General features: G+C 42.1%; 12 protein-coding genes and 1 tRNA gene. 3 read left to right on the top strand and 10 right to left on the bottom strand.

Translation table 11 applies throughout. The annotated features are described in order from the left end of the window. Positions 1–133: 133 nt before the first annotated feature. The gene (locus G1O98_RS06890) at positions 134–673 is read left to right on the top strand and encodes a DUF3172 domain-containing protein (protein WP_012410728.1); all 540 of its coding nucleotides are present in this window, start codon (positions 134–136) and stop codon (positions 671–673) included. A gap of 157 nt (positions 674–830) precedes the next feature. Here G1O98_RS06890 and G1O98_RS06885 read toward each other — a convergent pair whose 3' ends face one another. Continuing rightward, the gene (locus G1O98_RS06885; RefSeq protein ID WP_163927933.1) at positions 831–1,595 is read right to left on the bottom strand and encodes a DeoR/GlpR family DNA-binding transcription regulator; all 765 of its coding nucleotides are present in this window, start codon (positions 1,593–1,595) and stop codon (positions 831–833) included. Between the two features lie 296 nt (positions 1,596–1,891). On the opposite strand from G1O98_RS06885, the gene G1O98_RS06880 reads away from it, so the two are divergent. After that, positions 1,892–3,811, top strand: a complete 1,920-nt coding sequence (locus tag G1O98_RS06880) for a transketolase C-terminal domain-containing protein (RefSeq protein ID WP_163927931.1) — start codon at positions 1,892–1,894, stop codon at positions 3,809–3,811. Between the two features lie 87 nt (positions 3,812–3,898). Here the strand turns inward: G1O98_RS06880 and G1O98_RS06875 are convergent, their stop codons facing one another. The 6 genes from G1O98_RS06875 to G1O98_RS06850 all read right to left on the bottom strand — a co-directional run bounded on the left by G1O98_RS06875 (position 3,899) and on the right by G1O98_RS06850 (position 10,925). Further along, the gene (locus tag G1O98_RS06875) at positions 3,899–4,738 is read right to left on the bottom strand and encodes an AMIN domain-containing protein (RefSeq protein WP_163927930.1); all 840 of its coding nucleotides are present in this window, start codon (positions 4,736–4,738) and stop codon (positions 3,899–3,901) included. A 105-nt stretch (positions 4,739–4,843) separates the two neighbouring features. Then, positions 4,844–5,326: a hypothetical protein gene (locus tag G1O98_RS06870; RefSeq protein ID WP_163927928.1), complete on the bottom strand. Its 483-nt coding sequence runs from the start codon at positions 5,324–5,326 to the stop codon at positions 4,844–4,846. A gap of 4 nt (positions 5,327–5,330) precedes the next feature. Further along, positions 5,331–7,541, bottom strand: coding sequence for a cation:proton antiporter (locus G1O98_RS06865; RefSeq protein WP_163927926.1), 2,211 nt, complete (start codon positions 7,539–7,541; stop codon positions 5,331–5,333). 357 nt (positions 7,542–7,898) lie between these two features. Further along, a complete protein-coding gene (locus G1O98_RS06860; protein WP_163927925.1) occupies positions 7,899–9,188 on the bottom strand; it encodes a cation:proton antiporter in 1,290 nt (429 codons plus the stop codon). A gap of 410 nt (positions 9,189–9,598) precedes the next feature. Further along, entirely contained in the window at positions 9,599–10,033 is a 435-nt protein-coding gene (locus G1O98_RS06855) for a hypothetical protein (RefSeq protein ID WP_163927923.1), read from the bottom strand. A gap of 172 nt (positions 10,034–10,205) precedes the next feature. Then, positions 10,206–10,925, bottom strand: a complete 720-nt coding sequence (locus G1O98_RS06850) for a GDSL-type esterase/lipase family protein (RefSeq protein ID WP_163927996.1) — start codon at positions 10,923–10,925, stop codon at positions 10,206–10,208. A 271-nt stretch (positions 10,926–11,196) separates the two neighbouring features. On the opposite strand from G1O98_RS06850, the gene G1O98_RS06845 reads away from it, so the two are divergent. Further along, the gene (locus G1O98_RS06845) at positions 11,197–11,337 is read left to right on the top strand and encodes a hypothetical protein (RefSeq protein WP_163927921.1); all 141 of its coding nucleotides are present in this window, start codon (positions 11,197–11,199) and stop codon (positions 11,335–11,337) included. Positions 11,338–11,486: 149 nt separating this feature from the next. Here the strand turns inward: G1O98_RS06845 and G1O98_RS06840 are convergent. The 3 genes from G1O98_RS06840 to hisF form a co-directional block, all read right to left on the bottom strand. Continuing rightward, a tRNA-Ala gene (locus G1O98_RS06840) sits at positions 11,487–11,559 on the bottom strand. Between the two features lie 93 nt (positions 11,560–11,652). After that, the gene (locus tag G1O98_RS06835) at positions 11,653–11,847 is read right to left on the bottom strand and encodes a hypothetical protein (protein WP_012410736.1); all 195 of its coding nucleotides are present in this window, start codon (positions 11,845–11,847) and stop codon (positions 11,653–11,655) included. 99 nt (positions 11,848–11,946) lie between these two features. After that, positions 11,947–12,720, bottom strand: a complete 774-nt coding sequence (gene hisF, locus G1O98_RS06830; RefSeq protein WP_163927922.1) for an imidazole glycerol phosphate synthase subunit HisF — start codon at positions 12,718–12,720, stop codon at positions 11,947–11,949. Between the last annotated feature and the right edge of the window lie 171 nt (positions 12,721–12,891).

The raw sequence follows: 12,891 nt of genomic DNA, 5'->3' as shown, positions 1-12,891 counted from the left end.
CTGTTTTTATCGTTTAAAAAAGATATCGCACAGAAAATTGCAGCCAATTACAGTCAAGACTAGGCATACTGAAAAGAGAGAGAAAACTTTAAACAACTCCCTGCAAAATCGACGTGAAGGTGATTAAGCAACAATGAGACGTAAACCCACTGGTAGATCGGCTACTACTTCTAAACCCTCTATTTTCCAATCCCCTATGTTTAACCTCTTCACCATCGCAATTATGGGAGGGGTGTTGATTCTGGGAATTGGGATTGGCATTGCTTTTAGTTCTACAACCACGTTAGCCCCATCAAATGTGGCTTCCCGTGAATTTATTGACACCAAAGCACCAAACCCTGAAATTTGTGTGCAGTATGGAGCTAGCGCGATGGTGATGGACGCTAGACTATTCGTTACTCTCAACCCTTTTAATGTTTATGTTGCCCAGCCGAGTATGCGTCCTGGATGCGTGATCCGACAAAATAACTGGGCGCTTTTAGAGAACCGGAAGCTGGTGACATCTGATCAGGTAAGAGATTGCAAAAATCGCCTGAATACCTTCGGATTCACAGGTAACTTGGACAGTGGCCAACCTGATATTAGGTGTATATATCAGAATGAAGCTGCTCAAAACTTCTTTACGGCTCAACCAGGAGCAGTTGGAACACCTCAAGAAACGGATAGATTTTGATTTGGGCATTGGGCATTGGGCATGGGGCATTGGGCATTGGGCAAAACAGTTCCGAGTGCTGATTTAGAAGTGAGGAATTATTTTCCTTGTCCCCTTCCTCATCTCCCTTATTCTCCTTGTATCCCCAGTCCCTGGTGATCGCATCTTCAAAATCAGATCACTCGTACTCATCACGTATAATGGTCAAACCTAAAGCTTTGTAGGCGCTCAACAAATTATTAGATACTGTAGGTGCTGTTACTAGGTAAGTCAGGGCATGAATTGACTCCACGAGATAAGGAGCAGCCGTGTCTAATTTTTCTGCTGTCACTAGTCCTACTACCTCGGCCGATCCAGCAATCATGGCTCGTTTGACGTGGGCTTCGTCTAGGTTAGGTACACTAATCCCAACTTCCGGATGTAAACTGCAAACTCCCAACATGCACAAATCTGCACGAATCATCCGTAAAGTCTCAATCGTGACAGTACCCACGTTCACCAAGGCTTTTTTGTAGAGTTGTCCACCTAACATCACAACCTCTATATGGGGATGTTCTGCTAAAGCAACTGCTATTGGCGGACTATTTGTGATGACTGTTGCGTGCAAATCTAGGGGCAAATGACGGGTTACTTGGAGAGTTGTTGTACCTCCATCTAAAATCACCACCTGTCCCGTACAAACTAATTTTGCTGCTGTCCGAGCGATCGCTTCCTTTTCTTTTGGTGCTTGCTTTTGGCGATCGGCATAACTGGCGGTGGCTGGAGATTTGAGGAGCGCTCCCCCATGAACGCGTTGCAATAGTCCGGTTTGTGCCAGTTCTCGCAAATCCCGCCGAATTGTATCCTCAGAAACCTTTAGAACAGCACTAAGCTCTGTCGAAAGTACCTTTTTATCACGACGCAGAATTTCTAAGATGAATTGTCGTCGTTCAGCAGTTAGCATAATTAATTTTCCTGAAATTGCGTTTTTGACCTTGAAATTGCGTTTTTGTGAGTTTATACTTATTGATATGCAAGTTTTTCTACGGTAATCCGTAACTTCAATTGAATTCAAGCACATTCATGCACAATCAAGTGTATTGGTTTTGGCTTTTGATGAAATTACACGGTTCCACAATGGTTTCGAGTGGTTGGCTTGAACTTGGATAATTGTTGCCCAATCGGGGTTTTAACAATTTTTTTTGTAGTGCGATCGCGCGTCCCATCTGTTCAAATTGTTTTTTATTCAATCAATAAACCATGACTACTATTAATACCCAATTTCCGATTGATCTCGGTGCTTACCAATTTTTAGCGCTCAATCCAGCAAATTCCAGCCTTACTGCCCAACAGCGAGAGACTCTCAAAGCGAATACTCAACTCTGCCGAGATGTGATCGTCTTTTTTACAGCAACTGGCGCTGCTAGCGGAGTGGGTGGTCATACTGGTGGGCCTTATGATACAGTGCCAGAGGTGATGATCCTTGATGCCTTTTTCCGGGGGGCATCAGAGCAATTTGTACCGATTTTCTTTGATGAAGCAGGACATCGAGTCGCCACCCAATATCTGATGGCAACGTTGCATGGTGACTTACCTGCCGAGCAACTTTTACATTATCGGCAAGCACATTCCCATTTACCAGGACACCCCGAATTAGGGCTAACTCCTGGTGTGAAATTTAGTTCTGGCCGCCTGGGCCATGTTTGGCCTTACATCAATGGTGTTGCAATGGCGAATCCAGGCAAAGCTGTTTTCTGTCTCGGTTCTGATGGATCGCAACAAGAAGGCAACGATGCTGAAGCTGCTCGCTTGGCTGTTGCTCAACATCTGAATGTCAAACTAATTATTGATGACAATGATGTAACGATCGCTGGACATCCTTCTAAATATTTACCTGGTTTCAGCGTTGCCAAAACCTTAGAAGGGCACGGGTTAAAAGTACTTCAGGGAGACGGCGAAGACTTAGACGATTTATACCGTCGCCTTTGTGAAGCTGTGAATACTCCCGGAGCGATCGCTATTATCAATAAACGCCCGATGTGTCCTGGGATTGAAGGTTTAGAAGGCTCCACTCATGGTCATGATGTAATTTCTGTAGATTTAGCACTTAAGTATTTAGAATCTCGTGGACAAACTGCGGCTGTCGAATACTTGAAGAGCATTGAGAAACCCAAACAAACATATACATTTTTGGGTTCCAGTGACAAATGGGGCGCTAACCGCAATGTCTTTGGTGAAGCCGTGGTGGGTGTCCTTAGTCGCATGAGTGAGGCGGAGCGTAAAGAAAAAATTAAGGTCATTGATAGTGACCTAGAAGGCTCCTGCGGTTTGAAGAAAATTCACGATACATACCCGGAAATATTTATTCCCTCCGGCATAATGGAACGGGGTAACTTTTCTGCTGCGGCTGGATTCGGGATGCAGAAGGGCAAGCAAGGTATTTTTGCCACCTTCAGCGCCTTCTTAGAAATGTGTATCTCAGAAATTACAATGGCACGGCTGAACTATTCCAATGTTCTGTGTCACTTTTCTCATGCGGGTATAGATGACATGGCAGATAACACCTGCCACTTCGGTTTGAACAATATGTTTGCGGACAATGGCTTGGATGATGGCTACCAAACACAGTTGTATTTCCCAGCAGATGTCAATCAAATGACAGCTTGTGTAGAAGCCATATTCTTTGAGCCTGGACTGCGGTTTATTTTCTCCACCCGTTCCAAAGTCCCCAATATTCAAGACAGCAACGGCAATGACTTATTTGGAAGTGGCTACAAATTTGTTCCCGGTAAAGATGAGATTCTACGAGAGGGAACGCAAGGTTATATCATCAGTTTTGGCGATGCTCTCTACCGTGCCGTTGATGCTGTAGAGCGTCTTAAGCAAGAAGGGTTAGACGTTGGTTTAATTAACAAACCAACTTTAAACGTTATTGATGAAGAAATGATTACCAAAGTTGGTAACGCTCCTTTTGTCCTTGTAGTAGAAGCTTTCAATCGGCGGACAGGCCTAGGCAGCCGTTTTGGTTCTTGGCTGCTAGAGCGGGGTTTGACTCCCAAATATGCCCATCTTGGAACTCATAAAGAAGGTTGCGGTGGTTTGTGGGAACAGTACCCATATCAAGGTATCGATCCAGTAAGCATTATCAACAAGGTGAAGGAGTTAGTTAGAGGACAGTAATAGCTAGAAGCACAACATTATTAGGGCATGGCGCATAGTAGATGGGCATTGGTTCGATTTTCCATGCCCAATGTCCAATGCCAATTTTTATTTAGTTTTGGGTAAAGGTTGACCAAACTCGATTACCTGGGGATTGGAAACATTGGGGATTGTTGGAACTGGAAATTCTGACGTAACAGAAGGAGGAATGCTATTTAAGTTACTGGGTTGATTTGGGAAAGAAGGAGGGGGAAGAATCAAAGCAGGTTGTTGAGAGGCTGTATTCGGATTTAGGGGAGGTACGGTGACAAAAGGCTGCCCTGAGTTATTGGTAATTGTTGTGGGCAGGTCATTTGATATAGGCGGAACTGTGAGTAAGGGTGCTTGTAAATTAGTAGTAGTTACAGGTAGGTTACTAGGCGGCTGTGACTTATATGGTGTTTGAGTTTGTTTCTTGGGTGAAGATGCTGAGTTTCCTGGTTTCACGGCAGTAGTTTTACCAGAACTAACCGGACGTAATACCCAGCGAGTGGAGTTTTTTCGGGAAACTGGTTGCAGTTGTAACTGTTTAGGATTAAAAGTAGTCCCTGGCGCTAAATCTAAGACAATGCGTGTGTCATTTGCATTCAGTTGAGAAACGCGAATGCTTTTGATTGCTCCAGAATAATTTTGTTGCGTCGTAACTTTGCCCAACTTGGTATTCGGTAAATCTACAACAAGCCGAGAGGGTTGGGCTAAGTAGAAATAACGGGGGGTTGTGCCTGCTGAAAGGTTAATTTCGAGTTGCTGTGTTTTTGGGGAAAAACGCCAATTATCTAGCTTTGCTACTGGTGTAGCAGCAGTAGTACAAGTTTCAAGGGCGATCGCTGCACAAAAGCCCAATAGACTGATGTTAAATATCTGCTTGCGCCATTGGCAAAGTTGCCTAGTCTTTAGTCCCTGATCCATTCTTTTTATCTGCTCCATAAAACCCATACAATGCGCTCACATTGCTGTTTACTTGGTGCTATAAATTCCTAGACGCGATTAATCGCGTCTCTACCCACCCCCAATTCAATTAGCTTTTTCGGGCACAGCAGTAAATTTTAGAGTTTGTGGAATGCCATTTACGCTTAATTGACCTGTCATATTACCTTTATCCACAAGTTGCATTTGAATTGTCACTGAATTCAGAGGATCGTTTTGAGGGCGAGGAAGATTACAAAGGATTGAGCTACCAACTTTTCCAGATAAATTTAACTGTTGATTTCTGAAGATGCCTGCCAGAGAGTGCTTTTCGTCAGTATCGGCGTTAGCGTTTGTCGGTAATACAGAGGCATTTAAGTAAATACCCGACTGCTGAATGTTTAACGTTAGAGTATCCGATTTTTCACAGTTCGGCAAATTCTCTGACAGGGTTAGACGATACCTACCGTTCACTGACGGAGGAGCCTTAAGATTGTTTTCCCCGTAAACGCTTACAGTTTTAAACAACAGTAGTACTGAACTTATGGCTACACCGTAAAAAGCCAAAGATTTGAACTTGAAATGATTCATAGTTTCAATTCCTCAATGTTGGCTCTTGACTACTAACTTCAGGCAGCATAGAGGCAAGGTGAGCGGTAACTTGACTGTAGCGGCGGGTAATCAGCAGGGAAGAACGACATTGGATAGCTAGTTGATCTGTATATCTTCCCAAGGTTTGGCGTTCGATACCCCAAGTGCGGCTGGTGCCAGCAATAGTTAAGTCAACACCTTCTGAGGCTTGAATTACAGCTTGGATTGGTTCTGAGGCTTCGACAATTTTAATTTCAATGCGATCGCGTACACTGGTGGGTAACTGCTCCATCATCGTGTGCAGTTCGTAACTCAATTCTTCTCTAGTGTGATTCGCTGCTATCTGTAATATTTGCAACATACAAGTCTCACGATTGATTAGCAGTCTTAGAGCTAGTATGAGTGCTAAATCATCATGGATATTTGCAGAATAAGGTACAAGTAGACTTTCTAATCGCTCTTTGCCTTTGTCTACAAATACTGCTACATCTACTGGGGCCGTGGTGAGTATTTGTCCGACTCGTCCACCTAAACGATTACTACTAAAAGCTGGCCGATGCCAGCCTACGAGAATTAAATCAACTTGTTCTAATGTGGCAATCTGTGCTGTTTCGCGGGCAACGTTGCTGGAGATGCGAACGATAGGATGCACACAAGAACGAGTTTCTGGCGGTTCGAGAGTATTAATTAATTCTTCTAGTTGGTGGCGGCGCTGGGCGATTAATCGGTCTGCTTCAACTGGGGTACTTTCAAAGGCATAGTCTTCTTGAAATTCAATCAGGCTAAGGGGGTTAACAACGGCAGGATATCGGTAATTGAGAGCAACACCAACTGCGGGCTGCGCCAAGGCTACTGCCAACTGTACTAAACCTTTTTGCGTACTTGGATTAGCCACTGGCACCAAAATTCGGAAAGGATGAGGGTAAGTTTCACCTCCAGCAGAGGTATCTATACCTGTTTCTGCTTCCAACTCCGGTTCCACCATATCTAACCTGATCAGCTTCTTCGGATATGTCCATTCCAGTAGTGGCGAGGTCATGAATGTAGTTACCAATGCCATAATTACCAGCATGGTAAATATTAAAGGGGAAATTACCCCTAACTCTAGACCAATGTTTAGTACTATCAGTTCGGTTAAACCACGAGTATTCATTAACCAACCGAGTGCCGAGGCTTCCCGTTTACTAATGCCACTAACACGGGCTGCGACATAAGTACCAACATATTTGCCTGCGATCGCTACTCCTAAAACCAACGCACACAAAAGCCACAATTCTGGACGGTTGAGCAAACCAATCTGTGTCTTTAAGCCACTGTAGGCAAAAAATATGGGCAGCAAGAATATCAAAACAAAATCTTCGGTTTTTATTGCCAATTCCCGCACTAAATCTTCATTTTTGGGCATTGCTGCTCCCAGCAAAAATGCCCCAAAAATTAAGTGAATACCAATTAGTTCGGTAATTAATGCCGACGCAACCACAGCCATATAAATCCCTGCTAGCAGCAATTGGCTGAGTCGTCCCGCACGAAGGTAGTGTTTGGCAAGGCGTTGCAGGAACCAACGTCCCGCCGTCAACATCAAGCCGATGTAAACTATGCTGGCGATAATTGTGGGTATAGCACCAGCAAAGTCACCAGTTCGAGCAACTGCGATCGCTACTGCCAAGAGACACCAAGCTGTTACATCGTCTACGGCTGCACAAGTTAGCGCCAAGGTTCCTAAACGCGTTCCTTGTAAATTGTTTTCAGTAATGATTCGCGCCAACACTGGAAAGGCAGTAATCGACATTGCCGCCCCCAAAAACAAGGCAAAGGCGGTGAAGGATACACTTGCATTAGAAACTAGGGGGTAAAGAATCGCAGCTAGCAATGTTCCCAAGGAAAACGGCACTAAAATACTGACATGAGAAGTTAAAACAGCTACTTCTAATTGCCCACTAAGATATTTTGGATTTAGTTCTAGCCCAATCAGAAACATGAAAAATATTAGTCCCACCTGAGACAAAACATTTAAAAAAGGAATAGTTTCTGGTGGAAACAAGGTAACTGCTAAATGGGGGGCAACTAAACCAAATAAAGATGGGCCGAGCATAATTCCGGCAACAATCTCACCAATTACCAAAGGTTGTTTAATGGAACGGAATGCTAGCCCTACTAACCGTGAAAGTCCAATAATAATCAGTACTTCAACCAGAACGAGAATAACTATGTGCATGGTTTCCTCACAATTAACTATCTGGTTTCTCTAAGATGAATCTTTAAAGGGTCTGAAAATGTCAAGTTCATTAGATACAACCAAGATTAATTTGCACTTAGTTGTAATGTCAATTACTGAGAGGATGTACTTGAAGAGTTGAAAAATGAATTTTGATGATTTTAGGAGATAAATTTAGAATAACTGCCAAATTGCCAATACAAAAAAATAGATAATTGGAATTGGTTTCGTAGTATTAGTTAAAAGCGGGCACAAACAAATTAGCCGTCATAGCTTAGAGTCTAAGCGGATAATTTTACCCAACTCCTATGTAACTAATATCAGTTAATTGGTACTTAATTTTATATTTATCTTTGCTTAAGCAGAAGACTTATCATAGCTTGTACCATGCAATAAAAAGGCAATCAGTGGTGATGCCATGAGTGTAGTAATGACTGCCATAATAACCATTATAGTGAATAAAGTTGGGGTAATTATACCTTGCTCAAGACCAATATTAAGGATGATTAACTCCATCAAACCACGAGCATTCATGAGAGCGCCAATAGTTGCAGATTCACGCCAATTTTCCCCGGATAACCTTGCAGCCAACATACAAGCGACACCTTTACCAAGAATTGCGATCGCAATAATTAACAGCGTAATTCCCCACAAAGTAGGCGTGTTTACCAATGCAATTTGAGTGTTCAGTCCAGAGAAGACAAAAAATATCGGTAGCAAAAAAGAAGTAGTTAAAAACTCAGTATATTGGCGAATTTGTTGGGCGAATTCTCCGCGTGGTGTTACTGCTCCCAGCACGAAAGCACCGAATATTGCATAGATGCCTGTAATATCGGTAAACCATGCACAAAACATCAAAATTATCAACATCAAAGTCAGAGTTTGTCTGTTCACACCTGCATCGCGTTTTGTCATCCGTGTGAACGCTCTCAGTAGAGGTTGACCAAGAAAAATTGCAAATAGCACGTAGCAAATGCCACCACCAATTGCTAATATGGCAATGTTCAAAGAATTTTTCACGCTAGCAAGGACGATCGCTAGCAAACACCAAGCAACTGCATCATCTACCGATGCTGCACCTAAAGCTAAAGTCCCAAAGCGGGTTTGTGCAAGACCGCGTTCGTAAAGAATCCGAGCTAACATGGGAAATGCTGTGATTGTCATCGACGCACCTAGATACAAAGCGGCTGACCAAGGTGTTACCTTTGGTTGAAAGAAATCGCCATTGTGATAAAACCAAAAAGATGCGATTGCTCCTAAAATAAAAGGAGTGATAATTCCAGCAGCAGATAGCAGACTTGCACTTTTGATATGATGTTTTAAGAGTTTAGTGTTGAACTCTAAACCAATCAAAAACATATAAATTACCAACCCAATCTGGCTGATAGCATATAAAATCGACATGGATGGATTGGGTATCTTGAGTCCTACAGCCGTGATGATGGGAATCTTAGGAAAAAGCCATTGCTGAAAATCCGGTGCAATCAATCCCAAAAGTGATGGCCCTAGCATTACACCTGCAATCATTTCGCAAACAACATCGGTTTGACCAAGATAGCGCCGTCCTAAAATCGTGACGATGCGACAAGTGACTAGAATAACTGTAAGTTGCAAAAATAGCTGAATAACCAGATCAAAATTTGACATTGCACTTCCTTAATATGCGTCTCTGCATTGAAAAATCTTTTCAGACTCCAAAGCTTTTCCTGTTTTTCTCATAGATGACTACATCAGCACAAGTGCTAATTTTAGAAATATTAAGATAGCTGCTTTTAATTTGATAGCAACTGCCCTATTGTTCGTAAAAACGGATACAACTTTGTATCAATACAACATATTGCATCCAAACTGAAACCGCCACATACAGCAGATTGCAACTTTATAAGGTACAGATGATTTAAAGGGCACAGTACTGCTGTGCCCCTATCTGTGTACTTCATTTACCTGAAAAACGCTGTATTAGTTAATTTTTACAAACCGATGTATTTGCATAACAATAACATTTATGCAATAACTCTCTAAAACTCTTATTCCTTCTCTACAAGACCCTATGCAATTTACAACCACTCACCACCCCGAAAACGCCAACGAAGGAAAATAATTCGCATTAGGCTTTGGGAACTAATAAAAACTGCTATCCACACGATGCTATAGTGCAGTAGAAAAACTGTTAACGGTAATTCTTCTTTCGGTAAAGGTATTGGTAAAAAGCCAAATAGTTTTACTCCACAGAACACAAATACTAATTCCCATATACCAGCTAAAAGTTGATAAGCTGCGGGCCAATCCCTATCCCATCGGGATTTTTGGAGATGGTTATAAAGCACATCCCAGCCTAAGCCAAATACAGCTACATAAAGAAGTATCCAAAAATAAACCGAGTTAGCACCAGGGCCAATCCAACCCATTGCAAAAGGCAAGGATATAAATACACCCACAGTTGCAAGTAATAATAATCGAGTTTGCCAACGACCAAATAAAGTTGGTGTCATAGGAGTGCTGAGTTAGGAGTTAGGAGTAATGAATAATATAGAGAAATTAGAGTTTTTATAGATAGATTTTGACTCGCTTTATTGAAAATTTAGTAAGATTGTGGTGCTTTTTGCAAAGATGGCAAATATGACAATCTTGGCTAATTTCAAAGCACCAACATATCTATATTAATTAGGATTGTTTAAGATGATAATTAAATTGAGAATGGTAAGCTGCATTGGCAAAGCCTACTGAATGTATTGCATCCCAATTTATCACATCTTCTAACAAAGCTTGATAACCGAGTGTATTGGGATGAAGACCATCTTCACTTAAACGTTTGAGCCGCCAATTTTCACCGCGTTCCATCCATTGCTCAAAAATATCTAAATAGGGAATCTGCCGTTTGGTACAAGCAAGTCGAGTTGCTTCTTTGTAGCGGTACTGATCGACATGATTATAGTAAAAACAATCTAAGAATGGCATCTTGGCTTCATCTACTGGCACCATGCCCACGAATAACACAGGACAGAGTTGCTGTGCTAAATCTAAAAGAGTTGCAATTTCTTTTTCAAACAATGTAAAATCTGTGTAACTGCGACCATCAGGACGCGCTAACCGCGCTGAGTCATTCACACCTACGGATAAAATAATCAAGTCGGGGACACGATTTCGCAGTTCACCTCGGTGGCGAAATTCTACTTCTAACCTTTGCGCTACTTGTTGCGTGCGATCGCCTCTTACCCCTAAATTATAAAGAACATGACCGGCACTATCCGGCAACATCCACCATCGCCGTAGTTGCTCGATCCAGCCTCCTTTTTCCGGGTCGCCGAATCCATAAATTAAGCTGTCCCCCAGTGCGACAATCTTCATTGACTGAAAGTGATTTGGTGGTACAGACAGCTGCATTGAGGAAGAAGCTAGAAATGTGTGCATTTAACAACTATATTTTATATCTTTACAAGATTCTATACATTTCTATACCATAGATGGCTATCTTTAATGTGCAAGCATCTATTTGTTGATATGGTTGCAAGGTTAATATTGCCGTAGTTGAGGGTCTGAGAGTCAAGTGTTGAGTTTAAAACTTGAAATGGCCGAGGCATCGCAATACGGTTCGGATAAGCATTTTTCACTTTCCTTGTGGTCTGGGTAAAGGGTAAGGGGTTAAGGGGAAAGAATGTATTCAAAACATGAGTCCCTTTCCCCTTTACCCTTTAACCAAACCGTATTGCGAGGCATCGCACAAATCATTGATACTGATGAATATGAAGTTGAGGAAGTACTAGAAAATTGGCTAGAGTTATTACAGCAAAAATGAATCGCCTCAGAAACTCTTCACAGTCTCTATCATTTCAACTTTCTCTCTATCATTTCAACTTTTGAGGCTGGCTAGGTAGACAGCAAATAAAACTCATAAAAAATTTCCCTAACCCTCTCAATTTACTAAGAAGATTAGGGACTTAAGAATGGAGCTAAGCGGATTCGAACCGCTGACCCCCTCAATGCCATTGAGGTGCGCTACCAACTGCGCTATAACCCCTTAAAATCCATTATACATAATCACTTAATTTTAGTACTTTGTCAAGCTTTTTATGAAAACTAAATTTTAAATATCTCGTCTACCACTAGACGCTCACAGCGACACTTGCAACAAGTAGGTCATACAGTGCCCCATCAAAAAGTAAACTACTAACATGGCAGCAGCAGCCAGAGCAACCAATGTACCAGCCAACATGAGAGAAAATTCTTTACTCTCGTACGCTTTTTCCATTAAGTGCAGCGACCACGCTACCAAAGCTACATCAAAAAGTAAAATAGGAAGCAACATATTTTTTAATATTTGTTAATACTTGTAAAATAATATTAACACCCTTTTTAAGAAGTGTGTCTAACCTCAGATAGATGTCATTAACAGGTGATTTGTGGGTCAAGATAATGTTCTTACTGGCACATTGCGATCGCGCAAATAATTTTTGATTTCTGCTACGCTTAATTGTCCGTAATGTAATAGCGATGCCAGTAGTGCTGCTTCCGCTTTGCCTTCAGTTAGGGCTGTGTAAATATGTTCACAATTACCTGCACCACCAGAAGCAATTACTGGAATTTCTACAGCGTTTGCAATAGCCCGTGTAATCTCGATGTCATATCCGGCTTGGGTTCCATCAGCATCCATACTTGTTACTAGAAGTTCTCCAGCACCGCGTTTCTCAACTTCCTGTGCCCACAAGAGGGCATCTAAGCCTGTATTTTCCCTGCCACCCCGCACATACACATCCCAACCTGGATTTTCCGGGTTATTTCTGCGTCTGGTATCAATTGCAACAACTATGCACTGATTACCAAAGCGATCGCTTGCCCGATTAATCAAGTCGGGATCACGTACCGCCGCAGAATTAATACTAACCTTATCTGCGCCGGCTCGTAACAAAGCTTTAACATTTTCTAAGGATTGAATGCCACCACCCACAGTTAATGGAATAAAGACCTGTTCGGCAGTTCGGTAGACCACATCTAAAATAGTAGCTCGGTCTTCATGAGTAGCTGTAATATCCAGAAATACTAACTCATCAGCACCGGCTTCGTTGTAAACCTTGGCCAACTCTACCGGATCGCCTGCATCTTGGAGATTGACAAAGTTAACTCCTTTTACAACCCGTCCCGCCTTCACATCTAAGCACGGTAAGATTCTTTTAGATAACATAATAACTTTTGTACTTCTGGGTAATTGACCGGAATTTAAATTTTAAATTGGCGCGGGTATTTCCAAACGAAAATTTTCGCCACAGTTTCTACTAGCACTAATCAGGCAGAGACTGAGCGTAAACAGTTCTATTCATGTTGCAAGCTATAGTATTGCGAGAATCTCCTCACA

It is taken from the genome of Nostoc sp. UIC 10630 (assembly GCF_010747425.1).
Lineage (GTDB): Bacteria > Cyanobacteriota > Cyanobacteriia > Cyanobacteriales > Nostocaceae > Nostoc.
The sequence above is the reverse complement of the archived record's forward strand: the minus strand, read 5'-3'. Positions and strand labels throughout refer to the sequence as shown.

Excerpts from the sequence above, each read along its gene's own strand:
- G1O98_RS06890 (WP_012410728.1), top strand. The coding sequence starts at position 134 with ATGAGACGTAAACCCACTGGTAGATCGGCTACTACTTCTAAACCCTCT.
- G1O98_RS06885 (WP_163927933.1), bottom strand. The coding sequence starts at position 1,595 with ATGCTAACTGCTGAACGACGACAATTCATCTTAGAAATTCTGCGTCGT.
- G1O98_RS06880 (WP_163927931.1), top strand. The coding sequence starts at position 1,892 with ATGACTACTATTAATACCCAATTTCCGATTGATCTCGGTGCTTACCAA.
- G1O98_RS06875 (WP_163927930.1), bottom strand. The coding sequence starts at position 4,738 with ATGGATCAGGGACTAAAGACTAGGCAACTTTGCCAATGGCGCAAGCAG.
- G1O98_RS06870 (WP_163927928.1), bottom strand. The coding sequence starts at position 5,326 with ATGAATCATTTCAAGTTCAAATCTTTGGCTTTTTACGGTGTAGCCATA.
- G1O98_RS06865 (WP_163927926.1), bottom strand. The coding sequence starts at position 7,541 with ATGCACATAGTTATTCTCGTTCTGGTTGAAGTACTGATTATTATTGGA.
- G1O98_RS06860 (WP_163927925.1), bottom strand. The coding sequence starts at position 9,188 with ATGTCAAATTTTGATCTGGTTATTCAGCTATTTTTGCAACTTACAGTT.
- G1O98_RS06855 (WP_163927923.1), bottom strand. The coding sequence starts at position 10,033 with ATGACACCAACTTTATTTGGTCGTTGGCAAACTCGATTATTATTACTT.
- G1O98_RS06850 (WP_163927996.1), bottom strand. The coding sequence starts at position 10,925 with ATGCAGCTGTCTGTACCACCAAATCACTTTCAGTCAATGAAGATTGTC.
- G1O98_RS06845 (WP_163927921.1), top strand. The coding sequence starts at position 11,197 with ATGTATTCAAAACATGAGTCCCTTTCCCCTTTACCCTTTAACCAAACC.
- G1O98_RS06835 (WP_012410736.1), bottom strand. The coding sequence starts at position 11,847 with ATGTTGCTTCCTATTTTACTTTTTGATGTAGCTTTGGTAGCGTGGTCG.
- hisF (WP_163927922.1), bottom strand. The coding sequence starts at position 12,720 with ATGTTATCTAAAAGAATCTTACCGTGCTTAGATGTGAAGGCGGGACGG.